The organism is Mycobacterium liflandii (assembly GCF_022354805.1).
In the GTDB taxonomy this organism is placed as follows: Bacteria; Actinomycetota; Actinomycetes; order Mycobacteriales; family Mycobacteriaceae; genus Mycobacterium; species Mycobacterium marinum.
Map to the genome: position 1 here is coordinate 1121098 of NZ_CP023138.1, position 20869 is coordinate 1141966.

General features: G+C 67.3%; 16 protein-coding genes and 3 pseudogenes. 13 read left to right on the forward strand and 6 right to left on the reverse strand.

Going from position 1 to position 20869, the window contains the following annotated elements; translation table 11 throughout:
* Nucleotides 1–89: 89 nt before the first annotated feature.
* A complete protein-coding gene (locus CKW46_RS05125; protein ID WP_015354289.1) occupies nt 90–449 on the forward strand; it encodes a hypothetical protein in 360 nt (119 codons plus the stop codon).
* On the opposite strand, the gene CKW46_RS05130 is transcribed toward CKW46_RS05125, so the two are convergent.
* Nucleotides 433–915: a hypothetical protein gene (locus tag CKW46_RS05130; RefSeq protein ID WP_482052924.1), complete on the reverse strand. Its 483-nt coding sequence runs from the start codon at nt 913–915 to the stop codon at nt 433–435. The genes CKW46_RS05125 and CKW46_RS05130 overlap by 17 nt on opposite strands.
* Nucleotides 916–971: 56 nt before the next feature.
* Between CKW46_RS05130 and CKW46_RS05135 the strand changes: the two genes are divergently transcribed.
* Nucleotides 972–1640 (forward strand): phosphatase PAP2 family protein, encoded by a 669-nt coding sequence (locus CKW46_RS05135; protein WP_011739419.1) that lies wholly within the window; start codon nt 972–974, stop codon nt 1638–1640.
* A 105-nt stretch (nt 1641–1745) separates the two neighbouring features.
* A complete protein-coding gene (locus CKW46_RS05140) occupies nt 1746–2402 on the forward strand; it encodes a L,D-transpeptidase family protein (protein WP_036426966.1) in 657 nt (218 codons plus the stop codon).
* A gap of 8 nt (nt 2403–2410) precedes the next feature.
* On the opposite strand, the gene CKW46_RS05145 is transcribed toward CKW46_RS05140, so the two are convergent.
* Entirely contained in the window at nt 2411–2917 is a 507-nt protein-coding gene (locus tag CKW46_RS05145; protein ID WP_011739421.1) for a nuclear transport factor 2 family protein, read from the reverse strand.
* A 59-nt stretch (nt 2918–2976) separates the two neighbouring features.
* On the opposite strand from CKW46_RS05145, the gene CKW46_RS05150 reads away from it, so the two are divergent.
* From CKW46_RS05150 to CKW46_RS05165, 4 genes are all read left to right on the forward strand, one after another.
* Nucleotides 2977–4206 carry a hypothetical protein gene (locus tag CKW46_RS05150; protein WP_015354294.1) on the forward strand — a complete coding sequence of 410 codons (1230 nt, stop codon included), beginning with the start codon at nt 2977–2979 and terminating at the stop codon, nt 4204–4206.
* A 152-nt stretch (nt 4207–4358) separates the two neighbouring features.
* Entirely contained in the window at nt 4359–6233 is a 1875-nt protein-coding gene (locus tag CKW46_RS05155; RefSeq protein WP_482053366.1) for an Hsp70 family protein, read from the forward strand.
* A gap of 221 nt (nt 6234–6454) precedes the next feature.
* Nucleotides 6455–7891, forward strand: a complete 1437-nt coding sequence (locus CKW46_RS05160; RefSeq protein ID WP_240274514.1) for a DUF7159 family protein — start codon at nt 6455–6457, stop codon at nt 7889–7891.
* Nucleotides 7892–7958: 67 nt separating this feature from the next.
* Complete coding sequence (locus CKW46_RS05165) at nt 7959–8345, forward strand: Rv0313 family protein (protein ID WP_482052925.1); 387 nt, start codon at nt 7959–7961, stop codon at nt 8343–8345.
* Nucleotides 8346–8392: 47 nt separating this feature from the next.
* On the opposite strand, the pseudogene CKW46_RS05170 reads toward CKW46_RS05165, so the two are convergent.
* Nucleotides 8393–9102: pseudogene (locus CKW46_RS05170) on the reverse strand (DUF3060 domain-containing protein).
* Nucleotides 9103–9165: 63 nt separating this feature from the next.
* Between CKW46_RS05170 and CKW46_RS05175 the strand changes: the two are divergent.
* On the forward strand, nt 9166–10194 hold the full coding sequence (locus CKW46_RS05175; protein WP_117436235.1) for an NADP-dependent oxidoreductase: 1029 nt from the start codon (nt 9166–9168) through the stop codon (nt 10192–10194).
* Here CKW46_RS05175 and CKW46_RS05180 read toward each other — a convergent pair.
* A pseudogene (locus tag CKW46_RS05180) lies at nt 10195–11397 on the reverse strand (ISAs1-like element IS2404/ISMul1 family transposase).
* Nucleotides 11398–11772: 375 nt separating this feature from the next.
* On the opposite strand from CKW46_RS05180, the gene CKW46_RS05185 reads away from it, so the two are divergent.
* The 3 genes from CKW46_RS05185 (at nt 11773) to CKW46_RS05195 (ending at nt 14941) form a co-directional block, all read left to right on the forward strand.
* Entirely contained in the window at nt 11773–12651 is an 879-nt protein-coding gene (locus CKW46_RS05185) for a glycoside hydrolase family 16 protein (protein ID WP_482052926.1), read from the forward strand.
* A gap of 99 nt (nt 12652–12750) precedes the next feature.
* Complete coding sequence (locus CKW46_RS05190) at nt 12751–13410, forward strand: muconolactone Delta-isomerase family protein (RefSeq protein ID WP_015354301.1); 660 nt, start codon at nt 12751–12753, stop codon at nt 13408–13410.
* 34 nt (nt 13411–13444) lie between these two features.
* Complete coding sequence (locus CKW46_RS05195) at nt 13445–14941, forward strand: bifunctional phosphatase PAP2/diacylglycerol kinase family protein (RefSeq protein WP_015354302.1); 1497 nt, start codon at nt 13445–13447, stop codon at nt 14939–14941.
* Here the strand turns inward: CKW46_RS05195 and CKW46_RS05200 are convergent.
* Together CKW46_RS05200 and CKW46_RS05205 are read right to left on the reverse strand one after the other, a co-directional pair.
* Nucleotides 14889–16331: a xylulokinase gene (locus CKW46_RS05200; protein ID WP_015354303.1), complete on the reverse strand. Its 1443-nt coding sequence runs from the start codon at nt 16329–16331 to the stop codon at nt 14889–14891. The genes CKW46_RS05195 and CKW46_RS05200 overlap by 53 nt on opposite strands.
* Nucleotides 16332–16380: 49 nt before the next feature.
* The gene (locus CKW46_RS05205; protein WP_482052927.1) at nt 16381–17784 is read right to left on the reverse strand and encodes a mannitol dehydrogenase family protein; all 1404 of its coding nucleotides are present in this window, start codon (nt 17782–17784) and stop codon (nt 16381–16383) included.
* 520 nt (nt 17785–18304) lie between these two features.
* On the opposite strand from CKW46_RS05205, the pseudogene CKW46_RS05210 reads away from it, so the two are divergent.
* A pseudogene (locus tag CKW46_RS05210) lies at nt 18305–19582 on the forward strand (PE family protein); the annotation flags it as partial.
* A 102-nt stretch (nt 19583–19684) separates the two neighbouring features.
* Nucleotides 19685–20767 carry an alpha/beta hydrolase family protein gene (locus CKW46_RS05215; protein WP_086085796.1) on the forward strand — a complete coding sequence of 361 codons (1083 nt, stop codon included), beginning with the start codon at nt 19685–19687 and terminating at the stop codon, nt 20765–20767.
* Nucleotides 20768–20869: the final 102 nt, after the last annotated feature.

Genomic DNA, 20869 nt, shown 5'->3' on the forward strand with positions numbered 1-20869 from the left:
TCACACAGCCATCGTAGAAATGTGAAGACTAGGAAGAGTACGAACACTAAGACGAGCATTGCGAAGGCAGACAAACGAAAGGGTGGCCCGTGAAGGTTCCCGATGTTTTCGACGACCTGCCCGCCGACCCGGCGGTCAGACGTGTCTATGGCGAGCCACACGTCACCCCCGACGGTGCGACGGTGATTCCGGTGGCCAAGATCCAGGAAGGCCGCGGCCGGCTCCGCCGCGGCCCGGACGCCGACTCCGGGCAGCCCTACGGCCTGGCTGCCGTCCCGATCGGCGTGTTCGTCATCCACGGCGGCGACGCGAAATGGGTGCCTGCCGTCGATGCGAACCGCATCGCGCTGGTCGGAGTGCTTACCGGCCTGTTCGCGGCGGTGATCGGCAGTCTCGCGGTGCTGCGGCGTCCGCCGTGGCCCGACATCACCATCAGGGACTGTAGGTAACCCCGACCGCGCGGAAGACGTACTCCGGCGGCACGTCGAAGGCGAGTGAACGCAGCGGCAGCCGCGCCAGCACGTCCTCGGGGATGTCCGCTTTGAAGTGCAGCGAGAGGTCGCCGTGAAACCGCGGGTCGACCTTGGCGACATCGATATCGACCTGCACCCCCGTCGACGAGATCTCGGCCGTCGCCGCACCGCTGTGGGGTGCGTCCCAGCGCACGTCGATGGCCCGGCCGGCTAGCTTGGGCAGCGAGGAGAGGGTGCCCAGTACCCGCTCCTGGGTGAACGCCAAGGCGCCCGGATAGCTCGCGACGCTGTGCGAGGCCCGTACGCTCGGGATGGTTCCGGTAAATCGCCTGGTGACCGGAACATACTCCTCGAGGTAGATGAGCCCTTCGGCCTCGACCTGAGCCCGAAAATCCTCGCTGAGCTTGCCGATGCCGAACAGCCGCCGAATGATCACCGCCATGCCGCCAGTATGGGCCCGTTTTCGCGGCGCTGCATCGATGCTGGTATCCGTTGAGCATGACCCGCCCACGAATGACTTTGCCTCTTCTGCTCGCCCTGGCCGCCATCGTTGTCTACGCACTGATGTGGATCGGCTATCGCCAGGACTGGGGCTGGCTGCACGCCATGGACTGGTCGTTGTTGAACGCGTCCCATGACATTGGGGTCAAGCACCCGGGATGGGTCAACTTCTGGTTCGCCGTCTCGTTTGTGCTGGGCCCGATCACCACGCGGATCGTCGGCTTGGTGGCGATCACGATCGCGCTGGTGCAGCGCAAGATGCGGATGGCGCTGCTGTTACTGGCCTGTGTGCCGTTGAACTGGATCGTCACCATGATCGCCAAGGGACTGGCGGACCGGCCGCGACCGGTGACCAAGCTCGTCGCTGCGCATTCCGCCTCGTTCCCGTCGGGGCACGCCCTGGAGCTCACGGCCAGTGTCCTGGCGATGTTGACCTTCCTGCTTCCCATGATCCGGGTGCACTGGATGCGCATCCTGGCAGTGGTCGTGGGTGCGCTGAGCGTGTTGTTGGTGGGGATATCCCGAGTCGCGTTGAACGTGCACCACCCCTCCGACGTAATCGCCGGTTGGGCGCTGGGCTACGTGTATTTCTTGTTCTGGCTGTGGGTGCTTCGGCCGGTCCCGGTAGCTGAGCAGGAGCCGGCCGAGCTGGTCAGCGCGGGTTAACGCCTTACCGCGCTGCGGGTTTCGCCGGGTGATCTCGGAGCAGTGACCCAACCGGAACAAAACCTTTACTTGACCTTCAGGTTTGGCAACCTTGACGATGAAACGGTGCGTCGACTGGTAGCTGTTCTGTTCGCTGGAGTGTGCACCGTCGGTGTGGCGGTAGGGCTCGCGCCGGTGACCGCGGCGGCGGGTAATCCCTGGTTTGCCAACTCGGTCGGCAACGCCACCCAGGTGGTTTCGGTGGTCTCAACCGGCGGCTCGAACGCAAAGATGGATATCTATCAGCGCACCACCGCCGGCTGGCAGCCGCTCAAGGCCGGGATCACCACCCATGTCGGTTCGGCGGGGATGGCGCCGAAGGCCAAGAGCGGCTATCCGGCAACCCCGATGGGCGTCTACAGCCTCGACTCCGCGTTCGGCACTGCCCCGAATCCCGGTGGGAGACTGCCCTATACCCAAGTCGGACCCAATCACTGGTGGAGCGGCGACGACAACAGCCCCACCTTCAACTCCATGCAGGTGTGTAAGAAGTCCGACTGTCCGTTCAGCACGTCCGCGAGCGAAAACCTGCAGATTCCGCAGTACAAGCACTCGGTGGTGATGGGCGTCAACAAGAACAAAGTTCCCGGGGGCGGCTCGGCGTTCTTCTTTCACACCACCGACGGCGGCCCCACCGCCGGGTGCGTGGCGATCGACGATGCCACGCTGGTGCAGATCATCCGCTGGCTGCGTCCCGGCGCGGTGATCGCAATCGCCAAGTGACCCTCAGATCAATCGGCAAGAGCGCGACCGGGTTTCACCTGAAAGCCGATATTGGCCAATGACATCGTCGCCTCGTAGGTGCGGTCGTAGCCGGTGGCGCTGATCCGCCAGCCGGCCGCGGTGCGCCGGTACTGGTCGCGGTAGAACGCCGCACCGATGAGCATGAAATTGGCTTCGGCGACGATCACCCGGTCCTGCAAATACCAGCGGCCGGTCGCCGTATCGCCGGTGACGGTGATTTCCGGATGGGTAACCCGATGTTCGGTGATGATGGTGGGGCCCAGTGCTGAGCGCATGTAGTCCACCAAGTCGGTGCGGTTGGTGAAGTGCAGCTCGGTGCCGACCGACGACCCGTAGTCGCCGACGACATCTTCGGTCAGGGTGTCGGCGAATTCGTCCCAATGCTTGGTGTCCAGCGCGCGCAGGTAGCGGTATTTGACCTGTTGGATCGCCGCAATGTCGGCGGTGACATCGGGCGAGACATCGTTTCGGCTCATCACGCCATTGCAGCACAACTGCTGCCCGGCGCGCCCCGCGTCTTTGAACTCGACCCGCGGTGGCTTACCTTGGGAGTATGAGCCAATCCCGGTACGCGGGGTTGTCCCGCAGCGAGCTGGCAATCCTGGTACCTGAGCTGCTGCTGATCGGCCAGTTGATCGACCGTTCGGGGATGGCTTGGTGCATTCAGGCGTTCGGCCGCGAGGAGATGCTGCAGATCGCCATCGAAGAATGGGCGGGTGCCAGCCCGATCTACACCAAGCGCATGCAGCGGGCGCTCAACTTCGAGGGCACCGACGTGCCCACCATCTTCAAAGGCCTCCAGCTGGACATCGGCGCTCCGCCGCAGTTCATGGACTTCCGCTATGGGCTCCATGATCGCTGGCACGGTGAATTCCACCTGGACCATTGCGGCGCCCTGCTCGACGTCGAACCAATGGGCGATGAGTACGTCTTCGGGATGTGTCACACCATCGAGGACCCGACGTTCGATGCGACCGCGATCGCAACCAACCCACGCGCCCAGGTGCGTCCGATTCACCGCCCGCCCCGTAGCCCAGCGGACCGGCATCCGCACTGTGCCTGGACGGTCATCATCGACGAGGCCTATCCCGAGGTCAAGGGAATTCCGGCGCTGGACGTGGTCCGTGAAACCAAGGCCGCCGCTTGGAAATTAGCTGCGATCGATCCCTCCGAGGAGGGGCTGGCGGACTACTCGGGTGCGCTCCTGTCCGATCTGGACTTCACCGACTTCTCGCACTCCGCGCTGGTGCGGATGGCGGAGGAAGTGTGTCTGCAGATGCACCTGCTCAACCTGTCGTTCGGCATCGCGGTGCGCGAACGGGCCGGGGCGGACGCCGAACTGGCCGTATCCGTGGGCACCCGCCAGTTGACCGGAGTGGCCGGTTTGGCCGCCGAACGCATTCAACGGGCGCTGGGACTACCCGGCGGCGCCGAAGGGGTGCTGCGGGTGTTCGAACTGCATCCACTGTTCAATCCCGCTGGCTACGTTGTGGCCGAGACGGTTGCGGACCGACTGCTGGTTCATCGCTCGCCGGCCCACGACGACGGGGCATGGATTTCGCTGTGCACGCCGGAATCCGTGCAGCCGCTGCAGGCGATCGCGACCGCCGTCGAACCCCACCTCGAGGTTCGGGTGGCCGGGACGGACACCGACTGGACTGCTGAGCTGGTGCGAACCGAAAAACCGGCCGACGAGCTGCCGGAGGTGTTGGTAGCCAAGGTAAGTCATGGTGCACAGTTTCAGTTCCAGCCCAGGCGTTCGCTGCCCCTCACCGTGGTCTGATTTGGCACCGCCTGTCAAGGTGGCGTTTATACCTTTTTGATGACGACACGGCCTTGAGCGCATACCAATCAGATTGGCAAGGAACTATATACGGCCCGTTCACGACTATGGTTAACGCTGGCCACCGACCCTTTCGACGAAAGTATTCTCATATGTACGACCCGCTGGGGTTGTCGATCGGGACCATGAACTTGGTTGCGGCGTCTAACGGTAAGCCTGCCGTTATTCGCCGTGCCGTGCTCACACTGTACCCGCACTGCGCCCCGAAAATTGGTGTGCTCGGCGAGAACCCGAGCCTGGACCAGCCCGGCACCTTCATGAGCGGCTTTGTCGAGCGCATCGGTGACTCGGTCGCATTGGTGTCTCCGGACGGATCGGCTCATGATCCGGATCTTCTGATGGTCGAGGCGCTGGACGCGATGGTTGTTGCCGCCGGGGCTGATTCGAGTTCCTCCGAAATTGTGATTGCTGTTCCGGCGCACTGGAAACCGACAGCGGTACAGGCGCTGCGTAACGGCTTGCGGACACACGTCGGCTTTGTCCGCAGTGGCATGGCGCCTCGGCTGGTCCCGGATGCGGTGGCGGCGATGGCGGCGGCGAACTCGGAACTGGGTATTCCGGCCGATGGGGTCGTGGGCCTGCTGGATTTCGGTGCCTCGGCCTCCTACGTCACGCTGATGGAGGCCAAGTCGGATTTCGAGCCCGTCTGCGCCACAATGCGTTACGAGGACTTCTCGGGCAATCAGATCGACCAGGCGTTGATGCTGCACGTCATCGAGGAACTTGGCCCCAACGGCGTCGACCAGGCCGGGACCGCCGCGGCCAGTCAACTCGGCCTGCTCAGAGAGCAGTGTCGTGCGGCCAAAGAGCGGTTGTCCATCGACGCGGTAACGGAATTGGCCGTCGATCTCGCCGGATCCGCGGCGACCATTGAGGTCACGCGAGATCAGCTAGAAGACCTGATCCAGGATCAGCTCACCGGTTTCGTCTATGCGTTCGATGACCTGCTCGCCCGTAACAACGCCAGCTGGGCCGATCTCTCGGCGGTGGTCACCGTTGGCGGCGGCGCCAGTATTCCGCTTGTCACACAACGTCTTTCCGTCCATACCAGGCTACCCGTGCTGGCCGTGCCGGAACCGGCGTGCGCGGCGGCAAACGGTGCGCTGGCGCTGGCCGCCCGCGGCAAGGAACTCGACTTCCGCACCCGAACGTCGATCGGTTTGCCGGCGGCTTCGGCGGCTACCGCCGCAACGACAGTGATCGAGCCGCCGGCCGGTGACGTCATGGTGATCGACCAGGACGCCCTGACCGATCGCGAATTGGCCTGGTCACAGACCGACTTTCCCAGTGAAGGGCTGGTGCGATTCGAGGGCGATTCCTACAGCGAAGAGGGCCCCTGCTGGTCGATGCGGTTGAACATGATCGAACCGCTCAAAGAATCGGCGTGGCGGAGATTTCGGGTGTCCCAGGTGCTGATCGGACTCTCGGCCGTGGTGGCGATGACCGCGATCGGGGGCGTGGCATTCACGTTGACGGCCATCGAGCGCCGCCAGAGTCCGGTAGTGCCCAGTGTGGGGCCGCTACCGGCGCCATCTCGATCCATTGCCGCGAGCTCCGCGCCGCCCAAGGCGCTGGAGCCAAGCTTTGTCCCACCGCCCGCCAGCGCCGCGCGGGCGCCCAGCGCCGCGCCCGCTCCCACCAGTGTCGCGCCGCCGCCGCCGCGTCCGGTCGCAACGGCGACAACCACGGTGGCGCCCCCGGTGACGACCACCAAGACGACGGTGCCGCCCACCACCGCCGCGACGACCACCCCGACGACCACGCCGCCGCCGACCACGACGGCGCCCCCAACCACGACCGCGCCGCCGAGCACCACCTCGACGGTCAAGATGACCACGGAGTGGTTGCATGTCCCGCTGTTGCCGATCCCGATACCCATCCGGGTGCCGGCCAGTCAGGCGCCGCCGAGTCCCGTCTCGCAGAACCCCGGCCCGCAGAACCCCTTCATGAGCCCCGGCACCCCCTGAGCTAGCACCGCAGCGCCGGCCGATTTGAGCTTGATCAGAATCGGTCCGCGCCCTGGCCCGGGCGAGTAGTGTTTGAGCTGGCAAAACTGCATACGCGCCAGCTGATCCGGATGTAACTCGTCGCACCCGCATTGCGGCGCGAAGACTGTCGACGGCGGCCCGCGCGGTGCGCTCGTCCGCCCCAGACTCCATGGCTAGCTATCACCCGGCTTGGAGGGGCTATGGACATCGTGCTTGGGGTATCGATGGAGCCCGGTGCGGTTCGCTTGGTGCTGGTCGAAGGCATTGATGCGGACGGGGTGACGGTCGAGGAAGACACGTTCGAGCTCGACACGGCCGACCGCTCGCAAGGCGCACCCGCTGCCGCGGTGGCCGCGTTGATCGGCACCCGCGAGGGTGCGATCGAAGGCGGCTACCGGCTGATGTCGGCGGGCGTGACCTGGACAGACCCCACCGACGTCGCGGCCCTGCGTGCCGAACTCGCCGGACATGATGCCGGCAGCGTCATGCTGGTCTCGCCCCTGCTGGCCGCCGCCGCGCTGGCCCAAACGGTTGGCTGCGCGCTCGACTACGAATACATCGCGATGCTGTTCGTCGAGGCCGACAGCGCGACGCTGGCCGTAGTTGACATCGGCGACGGCTCGATCGTCGACCTGCACCGCAGGTCGTTGGGTGCCGAATCCACGGCGGCCGATCTGACTTCGCTGGTGGGCGGGCTGGCGACCGCGCAGTCGGTGGCCGAGGGCGTGTTCGTCGTCGGCTGTGGGGTCGACATCGTCGCGCTCAAGCCCGTGCTGGAGGCGGCGACGTCGCTGGTGGTGAGCGTTCCCGAGGAGCCGGACATGGCGCTGGCCCGGGGAGCGGCGCTGGCGTCGGCCAATGCGCCGCTGTTCGCCTCGTCCACCTCGGCGCTGGCCTACGCGCTGGATCCGGGCACCGGCGAGGTGAATCCTCGTGCGCTCGCCCCCAGCTACCTCGACGTCTGCGCCAACGCGGACCGCGGCGCCGGCGCGCTGGCCTACAGTGCCCTCGCCGATGACGGCGAAGACGCCGTCGAGGGCCGGCGCCGGCCGCTGGTGCTGGCCGGTAGCGCGATGCTGGGGATTGCCGCCTTTGCCGCCGGGCTGATGGTGGTGACGCTCACCTCGGACGTCCGTCCCGCTGCGGCCACCCAGCCAAGCCCGCGAGAAGGGGTTCTGACCCCAGCGTCGCCGGCGGCTCCGCCGAAGACGGCGACTCCGGTGCCGGCCAAGGCGCCCGCGCAGGTGCCCGCCCCTGGTCCGGCGCCGGCAGCGTCCCCGGTTCCGGTGGCCGCCCCGCCGTCGGTGGTACAGCCACCCCCGGTGGTGCGGGCGCCGCGCCCAACGGTGGTCAAGCCGCCGCCGCAATACATTGCGCCCGCGACGCAGCCCCGGCGGACTCCGGCCCCGCAGGCTCCGGCACTGACCCCGGTGCAGGCCCCGGCCCCGGAAGTGCCGCCGCCGGTCGCGGTGCCCGAACCCGCCCCGGCCCCACCGGTGCCTACCCAAGCCCCGATGACGATGTACCTGCACCTGCCGTTCGTATCGATTCCCATTCCGATCAACCCGCCCCCACCCCCAGCACCGCCGCCGGAGCCGGCGCCGGTCGAGCCGCCACCGCCCGAACCCGGGCCGTAGGCACGTGGCGCATCGGCTTGGGTGCGCGCAGACTGGGCATCAAGGGCATGAACCGCGAGGAGATGGTGTGGGCGACAACGGTGGTTTCGGATTTGATCCCGACGACTTCGATCGGGTGATCAGGGAGGGAAGTGAGGGGCTGCGCGACGCGTTCGAGCGAATCGGCAGGTTCGTCTCCGGCCCGGGTGACCGGCCCGCGTGGTCGATGATCTTCGAAGATCTCGGGCATCGCCGGCGCCCCGCGCCGGAAACCGCGGGCGAAGCCTGCGACGGCGTGTGGGCCATCTACACGGTGGATGCCGATGGCGGTGCCCGCGTCGAACAGGTCTATGCGACCGAACTGGACGCGTTGCGGGCGAACAAGGACAACACCGATTCCAGGCGCAAGGTCCGCTTCTTGCCGTACGGCATCGCGGTCAGCGTCCTGGACGACTCGTCCGGCGAGCCCGAGTAGTCGGTCCCGCGCCGGTGCCGGCCCGCGAGATGCGGGTGCCGCGCTGGTCAGCCTTGTTCGATGACATTCCCGCTGCCGGACTTGCTGATCTTGGGTGAGCCCGACTGGTAGGTCACCTTGTTGTTGAGTCCCGAGGCCGTGATGCGGTCGGCGGTCTCGACGGTGACCGTGTTCTGCAGCCCAGACACCGAAACGCTGGCGCAGTGGCCGGTGATGGTGACCGTGTTGGACATTCCGCTGACATTGACGATGTTGTCATTGCAGGTAATCGTCTGGCTCTGGTTGACACCCACAACGCTGATCGTGCTGCCCGCGGGCGGCCCGGCCGACGTCGATGGCCCGGCGGTCGGGGTTTGGGTCTTGTTCCCCGGGGACATCGGCCCCGGTGGGGTAGAGATCACCGTGGTGCCGGGCGACAAAGTTGTGAACGGTTCGGAAACCCGGTTTACCGCGAACAGGGCGACCGCTGCCACCGCCCCAGGATGCCGACGACAAAAACGGCGGCAATTATCCAGAACGCCCGGTTGCCCGAGGACGAACGCGGCGTGGCCCCGGGGAAGGCCGGCTGATAGCCATAAGGCGGTGGTGACGGTGGCACCGAGCCCGGCGGCGGCTGGTAACCCGGATAACCCTGGTAGTTCTGGTAGGCAGACTCGCCGGCCGGCTGTGAGCTGCCCAGTTCGGATGCGCGCGCCGCATCGGCCAGCGGTTGCTCGAGCTGGCGGATCCGAGCTTCGGGGTCATCCTCTGGATTCATGCACAGATGCTCCCACACCGGATTCGTGCCGAATAGGGCCTCTTCCTTGGGGAGTTTCGGTATGTGTCGGACTTGCTGAACAGTCAGATCGTGTTGCGTCGTCGCCCCAGCGGCCTAGTCCAACCCGGAGACACGATGCTGGTCACCATGCCGGCACCCGAACCGGCCGACGGTGAGGCGCTCCTGCGTACCACCTACGTCGGTATCGATGCCGCCGCACGGACCTGGCTCGATGACCAGCCCGGCTACCTGCCGTCGGTGCGCTTGGGTGAGGTGATCCGGGCCGCCGGGATCGGTGAAGTGGTCGAATCACGTTGCGACGCTAACGCCGTCGGCGACGTGGTGACCACGCTGACGGGGTTTCAGGAGTACGTGATCATCCGCGACGACGTGTTCAGCACGCCGATTCCGGGCGAGGATGACCAGTTGGCGATCATGTCGGTGTACGGCCCCACCGGCGCCACCGCCTACTTCGGCATGACCGACATCGGCCGGCCGCAGCCGGGGGAGACCGTGGTGGTCTCCGACGCGGCCGGCGCCACCGGGTCGATCGCCGGGCAGATCGCCAAGATCGCCGGCGCCCGAGTGGTGGGCATTGCCGGTGGGCGGGAGAAATGCCGGGCGGTGGTCGAGAACTTCGGTTTCGACGCGTGCATCGACTACAAGAACGACGACTTGGACGCGGCGCTCAAAGCGCACTGCCCCCGGCGCGTCGATGTCTATTTCGACAACGTCGGCGGCCCGATCCTCGACGCGGTGCTGGGCCGGCTCGCTCCCAAGGCCCGAGTTGTGCTGTGCGGGGTTATCTCTAGCTATCTGACCGGTGAACATCCGGGGCCGGCCAACTACGTCAACCTGCTATCCAAGACCGCGTTGATGCAGGGGTTCAACGTGCTCGATCAATGGGGCCGTTTCGACGAGGCCTTCGCCAACCTGCGCAAATGGGAGGCCGAGGGGCGTCTCAAGCACCGGCAGACCGTTTACGAAGGTATTGACTCCTGCGTAGATGCGCTTAACGGATTGTTTACCGGGGCAAATATCGGCAAGACGCTGGTCAAGCTCGGCGAACCCTCAGGGCTCCGGCGTTGTTGATTAGCAGGCTTGTGAGCTGGGGAATTGTGGATTGAGGAGGTCTAGGCGGCGGTTGGCGGTCAAAGCGGTGATCCGGCAGGCTTCGGCGATGTTGTCGGCGCCGTTGAGGCGGTGCAGATTGATCGCGGTGTTGCGTAGCGTTGCTAGGACCTGTGCGCCGTTTCCGGTATGTGCCCTTTGACGGTCTTCGTCGAAGGTGACGTCGCGTATCCAGTGCAGGCTGTTCTCGATTCCCCAGTGTTGACGCATCCAGGTCATGATCGCGGTAGGGCGGGCGTGCTCGAACGGCAGGCTGCAGATGGCATAGACCACCTCCACGCTGCGCTGGTCGGTGGCGGTGATCAAGCGTTCACGAGTGATCCGGATGATTTGTTTTGCGTAGGAGAAGCCGATTCCTCGTGCAGCGGTGATGATTTGCAGGGTGCGGGTCTCGACACGGCCGTGGCCGCGGGAGTCGTCGGTAGCGGCTGCGGGCACCTCGGCCCAGGGCAGCGCGGTGATACGCGCAAGTATTTTGGCTTGGTTGGACTTGACGATCATCAGGTAGTGCGACTTCAAGGTGGCGCAGATCAACTTCGCGGTGACGACCTGGGTATGCATCGCATCCACGGTGACCAGCCACCGCAAGCTACCCGGCAGCAGCGTGAGCAGGGCACGTACGCAGGGAATTTCATTGCTTTTCTCGGCGACAGCGAGTTGACCGAGCACCAATCGGGCACGGTGGGCGAACACCGACACGAGATGCGTGGCTGTCGCTTTGGCGCGTAAAGCACCACGCAGCATCTTGCCGTCCAACGCGATCGGCACCAATCCACTGGGGTCGCTGCTGGCCACGTGTGCAGTGAAATAACTGCCCATCCTGGCGTTGAGGTCGGCGGGGTCTAGCCGAGACAAAACAGCGCGGAAGGTCTTCTCACTGGGCCGCCGGAACCGGACCCCTAATTAGGCCAACACATCATCGGGAGCGGTGGCCGCCCATGTGGCAAAACCAGCATAGCCGCGCATCCCCGCGGCAGTGGCCAGAACCCCGATCGCCAACAAAGCCATCAGCGAATACCTCCGACCGCGTGGGTCCCTCGGGTCCGGCACCGAGACCAACACATCGAGAAACTCCGATCCGATGAGCTCGCTACGCTCACCAGGACTCCAGCGGTCGAACACCTCTGGAACCGACGACACAGGCAATACTGAAACGGTAGGCACGGGCAACTCCAGACCAACGACGAACAGTAACCAACTCGATCGTTCTCCAGATAGCCCGTGCCTACACTCCGGCCCCAATAGCGCGGCACCAAAGATCATCAACCCAGCTCACAAGCCTGCTAATCAACAACGCCGGAGCCCTGGGCGAACCCTCAAGTGGCTAGGGCGCTTCGGGGTTGGTGGACTTCGCGCTGTACCGAGATGCGTTGTGCTGATCTGCTTTTCGCGGATCGATCGCGGAACCGAGCCGTCCCGCCGCGACCGGCACCCGTTGGCGGGCCGCGGAATTGTTCCCCGGTTAGCGTTGTGACCTGCGGTTATCCCAGGATTGCTCGCTCGGAGTCAACGTAGCGGGGCGTTAGCTGCTATCGTCCCATGCTCATGCAGGAGATTGATCGCCGTCGCATGATCATGATGGCAGGATTTGGCGCGCTTGCGGCCGCTATCCCGGCCCCGACTGCCGGCGCCGCACCGACCCCGCCGGCCGCGCCGGAACCCGCCCCCGCCGCCCCCGCGGCGGGCGCCGGCCCCATATTTCTGTGGCACGACGAGTTTGACGGCCCGGCCGGCTCTGCCCCCGATCCGTCCAAGTGGCAGGTGTCCAACCACCGGACGCCAATCCGCAACCCAGTGGGCTTTGACCGGCCCGAATTTTGGGGGCAGTACCGCGACAACCGTCAAAACGTCTTCCTCGACGGCAACTCCAACCTGGTCCTGCGCGCCACCAGGAGCGGCAACGACTACTTCGGTGGCCTGGTGCATGGCCTCTGGCGCGGCGGCATCGGGACCACCTGGGAAGCCCGCATCAAGTTCAACTGCCTGGCGCCCGGTATGTGGCCGGCCTGGTGGCTGTCCAACGACGATCCTGGCCGCAGCGGCGAAATCGACCTGATCGAGTGGTACGGCAACGGCTCCTGGCCGTCGGGGACCACCGTGCACGCCAACCCCGACGGAACGGCATTCGAGACCTTCCCGATCGGTGTGGACGACAACTGGCACAACTGGCGGGTCACCTGGAACGTGACCGGCATGTACTTCTGGCTCGACTATGCCGACGGCATGCAGCCCTACTTCAGCGTTCTGGCCACCGGCATCGAGGACTTGAACGAGCCCATCCGTGAATGGCCGTTCAACGACCCCGACTACACCGTGTTCCCGGTGTTGAACCTTGCGGTCGGTGGTTCCGGTGGCGGCGACCCCGCGGCGGGTACGTATCCCCAGGAAATGCTCGTCGACTGGGTGCGCGTCTTCTAAGGGCTTCACACGCTCTACCGCGTGACCGCGGTACCCGAAGTTCCTGGCAGTTCTTGCGCTGTAGGCATCCGGTGCGCAACGGTGGCACCGGGAGACAGCATGGAATTTCTGGTCAGCATGACCATCGAGGTTCCCCGGGGCACACCGGCGGCTGAGATCGATCGGGCCCGGGTGAGCGAGAACGCCGGCTGGCGTGAGCTGGGTGCCCAGGGCCGCCTGCTGCGGTTGTGGCGTCCGCCGTGCGGACCGGGCCAATGGTGCACCCTGGGCCTGTTCGCCGCGCGCGACGAGCCGTCACTGCGCAAGCTGCTGGCGACGGTGCCGCTGCAGGATTGGCGCAGCGACGAGGTCGCCGTGCTCAGCGCCCACCCCAACGACCCGCTCGGTGCTGGGGTAACCCCTCGGCCCGGTAAGGGGCCGGAATTCTTGATCACGACCACGCTCACCGTCCCGTCCGGCACGTCGGCGCGGGTTGTCGACGATGCCACCGAGCGCGAGGCCCGCCGTTGTCACGAGCTGGCCGAGGCCGGTCATCTGGTGCGGTTCTGGGCGCTGCCGGCCGGCCCGGACGGCCCGCGGATGCTGGGGTTATGGCGTGCGCGCGACCCCGGCGAGCTGATGGCCGTCGTGGAGTCGCTCCCGCTTTCGGGGTGGATGACCATCGAAACCACCCCGCTGCGACCACACCCCAGCGACCCGATCCGGCTGTCTTGGGCGCGCCGCGCGGGAGACTGGCGCAAACCGAACCGCCAGTGCTGAAGCCCGCGCCCGGGCGCTGGTTAGGGTGGAGCGAATGAACGGGCGGCCGTGGCAACGAGCGCGCAGCATCAAACAGATCACCCGGGGCCTGGGGGCGCTGGATCGGGAATTGTTCGAAGCGATTGCCGACACACCCACCCCGCTGCTCGACACGGTCATGCCGCCGCTGACCCGCGCGGCCGACCATTCCAAGCTGTGGTTCGCGATGGCCGCGGGCCTGCTCGCGTCGAGAAGTCAGTCCGCGCAACGGGGCGCGGTGCGCGGGGTGGTGACGCTGGGGGCGGCCAGCTTGTTTACCAACCAGGTGGCCAAGCGGATCCGGCAGCGCCCGCGTCCGCTCTCGGACTCGGTGCCGCTGGCCAGACGAGTCCGACGCCGGCCGACATCCAATTCGCTGCCGTCCGGGCACTCCGCCAGCGCCGCCGCATTTGCCATCGGCGTAGGTCTGGAGAATCCGCCTCTGGGCCTAGGCTTTTCGGTGCTGGCCGCGTTGGTCGGGCTGTCGCGGGTGGCGACCGGGGTGCACTATCCCGGCGATGTGCTGGCCGGATTCGGCATTGGTGCCGGCGTTGCCGTGCTGGGCGGCCGGCTGGTCCCACCGATTATCGAGACGGCGCTGCCCAAAACGGAACCGCTCTGGGTGCAAACACCGCAGCGGCCCGACGGTTCCGGAGTGGTCTTGGTGGTCAACCCGGCATCGGGCAGCGGCACCGGGGCCCAGGTCATCGACGAGGTGCGTGCGGGCCTGCCGAAGGCGCGGATCGTCGAACTGGCCGCGGGCGACGACCCGCAGCGGGTGCTGCGCGAGGCGGCCGCACAGGCCGAAGTGCTGGCGGTCGGTGGCGGTGACGGCACGGTGGCCGCCGCCGCGGCGGCGGCGGTTGACGCGGGACTGCCGCTGGCGGTGTTTCCCGCCGGAACCTTCAACCACTTCGCCAAGGACATCGGCTGCGACAGCGTGGCACAGACCATCGACGCGGTCCGGCGCGGCAGCGTGGCGCGCGTCGACCTGTTGTGTCTGAACGAAAGCCAGATGGTGATCAACACGGCCAGCATCGGCGCCTACCCCAAATTCGTCCGGTACCGGGAAAAGCTGGAAAAGCGCATCGGCAAACCGCTGGCCAGCATGTACGCGATGTTGCACACACTGCGCAAAGACCAGCCCGTGCGCATCCGGTACGACAACAAGACGCTGCAGACATCGCTGCTGCTCATCGGCAACTCGGTGTACCTGCCGGCCGGATTCGCCCCCTCGCGGCGCACCCGCATGGACGATGGCCTGATCGACGTGCGCATCCTCGAGACCGGACGCCGCTTGGCGACCGTCAGGATCCTCACCGCGCTGGCCCTGGGCCGGCTGCAGCGCAGCCCGCTCTACCACGAACTGCAAGTGCCCGAATTCAGCTTCAGCACCGTGGACGCGCCGACCGTGCTTGCTCATGACGGCGAGGTGGGTGAGCAATACGACCAGGCCAGTTTCACCGCGAAGTATCGGGTGCTGGCGGTGTTTCGCCCGGGCCCGGGACGCTAGCCACTCCTTCGGTCAGCTCGCGCACCTGCGCATAGCGCTGGCGTACGGCGGGTGACGGCTCGCCGGTGTACTCGTCGGTTGCGGGTGGCTGCCACGAGGGTGGCCGAGTCGAGCCGCGCAGCGCCCACGCGGCCTGCCGGGCAGCCCCCAGGGCGACGTACTCCGCGGGGTCCGGAACCAGCACGGGCACACCGAATATCAGCGGCGCGATCTCGCGCAGCGCCTGCGATCGGGCGCCGCCGCCGATCAGCAGGACCCGGCGTGCGACCACGCCGTGTTCGGTGAGCTGCGCCAGGCCGTCAGCCAATGCGCACAGCAGCCCTTCCACCGCCGCCCGGGCCAGGTGCGCGGGCGTGGCGTTGGCCAGCCGCAGGCCATGTAGTGCGCCAGTTGCCTTGGGCCGGTTAGGGGTTCGCTCGCCTTCCAAGTACGGGACAAGAACCAGTCCGGCGCTGCCGGGCGGCGCCGACAGCGCCAGCCGGGACAACTCGTCGTGGTCGACCCGCAACATCGCCGCCGCCGCATCGAGCACCCGGGCACCGTTGAGCGTGCACACCAACGGCAGATAGCGTCCGGTGCCGTCGGCGAACCCGGCAACCAGACCCGCCTCGTCGCGAACCGGATCGGCCGCGACGGCGCACACCACCCCCGAGGTCCCGATCGAGACCATCACGTCGCCTTCGTCGGCCCCCAGGCCCAGCGCCGCGGCGGCGTTGTCGCCCAGACCCGCGCCGAATATTTTGCTGCCGCGGGTAGCTCGCGCCGACGGGCCGAGCACCCTGGGCAGGTTGGGGCGGCGGCCGTGCATGGCCAGTTCGAGTAGGTCAAAGCGGTAGCGATCGCTGCCGGCGTCGTAGTAGCCGGTGCCGCTGGCGTCGCTGCGGTCGGTGGTCAGCGTGGCGACATCGGTGTCCCCGCGTAACCGCCACGTCAGCCAGTCATGAGGCAGACAGACCGCGGCGGTGCGGTCGGCATGTTGCGGTTCGTTGTCGGCGAGCCAGCGCAGCTTGGCCACCGTGACCGCGGCCAACGGCACCAGGCCGACGGCTTGTGCCCACGCCCGTGGGCCACCGAGTTCGTCGATGAGCGCCAGGGGCGCGTCGGCCGAGCGGACGTCGTTCCACAGCAGCGCGGGCCGCACCACCACTCCGGCCATGTCCAGGCACACCATGCCGTGTTGCTGGGCGCCCACCGCCACCGCCTCGACATCGTCGAATCCGCCGGCGGCCGCGATCGCTGTGTGTGCGGCGGATTCCCATGCGGCAGGATCGATTTCGGTTCCATCGGGGTGTGCGGCCTGGCCCCTGCGGGCCACCTCACCGGTGTCGGCGTCACATACCAGCACCTTGCAGGACTGGGTGGACGAGTCGATGCCGGCGACGAGGGTCACGTTCGCGCCGCCGATGCCATTCGGACCGCACCGCGTCTAGACATGGGCATCAGGATCCGTCCTTGTCGAGCAGCGCCTGCAGCGTCGCGCGGGCACCGACCCGGTGCAGCGAGTCCAGCGCCCACAGATAGGGCTGTACGAAGCGGGGCTGGTCTATGAGGTCACCGAACACGGCGCGATTGGCCAGAAATGCGCGTGCGTCGTGGCGCTGCGAACGCGCTATCGGCCCCAACATGTCGGCGAGGCGATCCACCACCTCGATCGGCTGGCCGGCCTCGTCGATGCCCTCGGCATAGCGTGCCCAGCTGGCGACGATCGCGGCCGACAGCCGAACCGGGCCGGTCGAGCGGAGGTTGTCCCGAACCACCGGTAGCAGCCATTTTGGGATGCGGTCCGAGGATTCGGCGCACAACCGGGCGACGGTGTCGCGGACATATGCGTTGGCGAAGCGTGGGAGCAGTCCGTTCTTGAATTCGGTCAGGCCTCCAATCGCGGTCAGGGTCGGCGCCGCCTCTTCGTCGAAGTATCGGCGGAGGAACTCGGCGATCAGCGGGTCCTGGGCGGCTTCGTGCACCAGCCGATACCCGGCCAGGTAGGCGAAGTAGCACAGGCCCTGGTGTCCGGCGTTGAGCAGCCGCAGCTTCATCGCCTCGTACGGGGCCACATCGTCGACCAGCTCGACGCCGGCTTGTTCCAGTGGGGGCCGCCCGTGGCTGAAGTCGTCTTCGAGAACCCACATGGCGAATGGCTCGGCGGCGACGGGCCAGGCGTCGCGCACACCGAATTCGCAGTCCAGCCGCTCGATCAGCTCGGGGGTGGTGACCGGCGTGATCCGGTCGACCATGGAGTTGGGGAACCTGGTGTTTTCTCGCATCCATTGTGCGAGTGCGGGATTGGACATGTCCGCGTAGCTGGTGAACGCGCGCTCGGCAACTTTGCCGTTTTCCACGATGTTGTCGCAGGAGACGATCGTCGGTGACCCGTGGCCCCGTTGGCGACGGCGGTTCAGCGCCTCGGTCACCAGCTCGAAGGCGGCGCTGCGCGGTGCGGTGTAACCCCCCTCGGTGATGGTGAGCGAGATGATGCGGATCGCCGGGTCGGCGAGCAACTCGATGACCGACTCGGGTTCATCGGGTGCGTAACGGTAGTCGACGATCGAGCCGATCACGCGGGGCTCTCGGGTGCCGTCGGGATGCTCGAGGATCAACGTGTAGAGGTGGTCCTGGCTGCGCAGCGCATCGCGCATCCGCTCATCACCCGGCAATACGCCGATACCGCAGATGCCCCAGTCGCGTGCGAGCCCGGCGTTGAGCAGCCGGTCAAGATACATCGCCTGGTGCGCGCGGTGGAAGCCACCAACGCCGAAATGCGCGATGCCGATGCTGATTTGGCTGCGGTCATAGTTCGGGACCGGGATGTCGAGGGCGCTCGCGTTGGCTGCGGTTAGCTTCATCGGGGGGGTCACCCCAGCCCGCCTCGCGGCTGCGCCGCTGCGCTCGGTGGCGCTGACCCCGCCATAAGTCCGCGTTGCCGATCCCACCCTGAGCATTCTGCCTGCCGTCGCCGCACCAGTTGAAACTGGTGCACCGTGCACCGCGGCAACTTTGTGGCGGCGCCGGAGTGCGGCTGAGTGGCGAAGAAAGTCAGGGGATTTGGGATCGATTCCGTCGGACCGCGGCCTGCGTGCGCTACGCGCCTACTGCTAGCGGATGGCTGCGGCGAAGCTGCGACCGACGAGCGTCCTGCGCGCGGTCGTGCGCGGCATCCGGTGTCGGCCGAACCGGGCTCACCGCTTTGCTGTCGGTCCGGCATGGCCGGGCTGGTTGGCGGGTTGATGGCGCCGTCCGGCCGCGGGACGGCGGGGCGAGTGGCCTGGTCAAACCCCAGATGGGCCGGCGGGATCGCGATAGCATCGAATCCTTCAGGATGCGTCGGCGCTGACCGGGCCATGCGGCCCGGCCGAAAGGTGTCAGATGTCGTTTGTCGTGGTGGTGCCCGAGATGCTGTCAATGGCAGCAACGGATTTGGCGAGTGTCGGGTCCGCGGTCAGCGCGGCCAACACGGCTGCCGCGGCGCCGACAACCTCGGTACTGGCCGCCGCCGGTGATGAGGTGTCCGCGGCGGTGGCGGCGTTGTTCTCCGATCATGCCCACAACTATCAGGCGCTGGGTAGGCAGGCGGCCGCGTTTCATGACCAGTTCGTGGCGGCGCTGAGCGCGGGCGGGGGCGGCTATGGGGCCGCCGAGGCCGCCAACGTTCAGCAGAGTCTGCTCAACCTGATCAATGGGCCCACGCAGGCGTTGCTGGGGCGTCCGCTGATCGGCAATGGCGCGGACGGGACAGCGCCGGGGCAAGCCGGCGGGGCGGGCGGATTGCTGTACGGAAACGGTGGAAACGGGGCGCCGGGTGCCAACCCGGGGGTGGCCGGGGGTGCCGGTGGTGCGGCGGGGCTGATCGGCAACGGCGGGACCGGAGGCTCCGGCGGCGCCGGGGCAGCCGCCAGCGGCTCCGGGGACGGCGGTGATGGCGGGGCGGGCGGCGCCGGGGGTTCCGGCGGGTGGCTCTACGGCACTGGCGGTGCCGGCGGCTCCGGCGGGGCCGGGGGCGTAAGCGGGATGAATCCCGGCAATCATGGCGGGCTCGGAGGCAACGGCGGCGCCGGCGGCGCCGCCGGAATCGTGGGTGAGGGCGGGGCCGGCGGGGCCGCCGGGCTGTTCGGCAATGGCGGCGCCGGTGGCGCCGGTGGCGGTGGGGGTGCGGCCCCCGTCAGTGGGGCCGCCGCGGCTGGCGGCGCTGGTGGTGGCGGTGGTGCCGGCGGGCTGCTCTACGGGGACGGCGGGCCCGGTGGCGCCGGCGGGGCGGGCGGTGAGGCTCTCGACGGCGGCGTCGGCGGCAGTGGTGGCGCCGGCGGTCACGGCGGCGGCGGTGGGCTGCTGTACGGCAACGGCGGATCTGGCGGCGCCGGCGGCAAGGGCGGCGTCGCCGCGGGGATCTTCGACCGGGGCGGCACCGGCGGTACCGGCGGCAACGGGGGTGCCGGTGGGCTGCTGTACGGCAACGGCGGAAGGGGTGGTGCGGGCGGTGATTGCGCCAACCTCGCCGGCGGCGGCAATGGCGGCAACGGCGGGGACACTCGGTTGATCGGCAACGGCGGCGACGGTGGTCACGGCGGAAGCGGGGCTTTGGTCGGCGGCGCGGGCGGCAGCGGCGGCATCGGTGGGCGGTTGTTCGGCCAGGCCGGGGCGGCGGGCTGAAGGGCCGCTCCGACGGTCGCGGCCCGGATCTGTGGCTGGGATCGACCTCCCGCCGACTCTGTCTCCGAGTTGCTTCTGTCGATCAATTGCGACAGGTTCATGGCCGTGCGCCCAACGATGGTTTCGCTTCTCAGGGTCTTGTCGGTCGTTTCGGTCCTGTCGGCAGCTGTCTGGTTGGCAGCCGGTTGCGGCACCGGAGTTCGGGTCAACGGCCAAACCCCTTCGCCTCCAGTCGGTTTGCGGCAGATCGAGTTTGTCGACCCCCACGGGCCAGACGGTCCGCGCCGGCTGGCGGTCAGCCTGTTCTACCCGGCCGAGCAACCCTCGCCTGATGACCGTCCGTTCGCCATGCCGTTCGCCACCGAGCTGTCGTTCTATCCGGATCTGCCGCCGCGTGCGGGCGGGTCGCGGTTACCGCTGATCCTGCTGTCCCATGGTCGCGGCAGCAACGGGCTGTTCTACGCATGGCTGGCACAAGCGTTGGCCAGCAAGGGCTACCTAGTTGCCGCGCTGAACCATTACCGTGCCAATACCTACGATTCGTCGATCGTCTACCTCGCCAACAAGCTGTGGCAAAGGCCGCGCGACCTGAGCCTGACCGCCGACTTCTTAGTGCACGATCCGTTTTGGGGCCCGCTCATCGACGCCTCCAGGATCGGTGTGGCGGGGCACTCTCAGGGCGGATTCACCTCGCTGTGGCTGGGCGGGGCCCGGGTCAACCCCGACCGGTACCTGGACTTCCAGCGCGGCGTGCAGAGCGACCCGGCGATACCGGCGCATCTGCGCACCGAGTTGCCGGTGGACGCCGGCCCGGCACTCGACGTCGCCGACTCTCGCATCAAGGCGGTGTTCGCGATGGCTCCCGGCATGGTCAGGGATTTCGGCATGGACGCCGACGGCCTCCATCAGCTCCGGGTGCCCACCTACATCATCGTCGGCGCGCACGATGCCCAGACCCCGCCCGGCGACAACGCCGAATTCGCCGCGGCCAACGTCCCCGGCGCTCAACTGAACGTGTTGCCCGGCAAGGTCGGCCACGAGATCTTCCTCAACGAGTGCAACCAACTTGGACGCGAACAGTTCCCGGAAGCGTGTATCGACGACCCGAGCGTGGATAGGCACCTGCTGCACGCCGAAATCAGCTCCGCTGCAACGACGTTCTTCGACACGCAGCTACGTTGAGGTGCGATTCCGGACTTGCGGCCGATCCGAGTCTTGCGTGACTACGCGCAGGCTCGCGCCGCCGCGGCGCGATGCCCGCTTGGGCCGGAGGCGGGATCGACT

Bases quoted from the DNA above. Each gene is read 5' to 3' on its own strand.
- CKW46_RS05130 (WP_482052924.1), bottom strand. From the start codon at position 915: ATGGCGGTGATCATTCGGCGGCTGTTCGGCATCGGCAAGCTCAGCGAG.
- CKW46_RS05135 (WP_011739419.1), top strand. From the start codon at position 972: ATGACCCGCCCACGAATGACTTTGCCTCTTCTGCTCGCCCTGGCCGCC.
- CKW46_RS05150 (WP_015354294.1), top strand. From the start codon at position 2,977: ATGAGCCAATCCCGGTACGCGGGGTTGTCCCGCAGCGAGCTGGCAATC.
- CKW46_RS05155 (WP_482053366.1), top strand. From the start codon at position 4,359: ATGTACGACCCGCTGGGGTTGTCGATCGGGACCATGAACTTGGTTGCG.
- CKW46_RS05160 (WP_240274514.1), top strand. From the start codon at position 6,455: ATGGACATCGTGCTTGGGGTATCGATGGAGCCCGGTGCGGTTCGCTTG.
- CKW46_RS05185 (WP_482052926.1), top strand. From the start codon at position 11,773: ATGCTCATGCAGGAGATTGATCGCCGTCGCATGATCATGATGGCAGGA.
- CKW46_RS05190 (WP_015354301.1), top strand. From the start codon at position 12,751: ATGGAATTTCTGGTCAGCATGACCATCGAGGTTCCCCGGGGCACACCG.
- CKW46_RS05195 (WP_015354302.1), top strand. From the start codon at position 13,445: ATGAACGGGCGGCCGTGGCAACGAGCGCGCAGCATCAAACAGATCACC.
- CKW46_RS05205 (WP_482052927.1), bottom strand. From the start codon at position 17,784: ATGAAGCTAACCGCAGCCAACGCGAGCGCCCTCGACATCCCGGTCCCG.
- CKW46_RS05215 (WP_086085796.1), top strand. From the start codon at position 19,685: ATGGCCGTGCGCCCAACGATGGTTTCGCTTCTCAGGGTCTTGTCGGTC.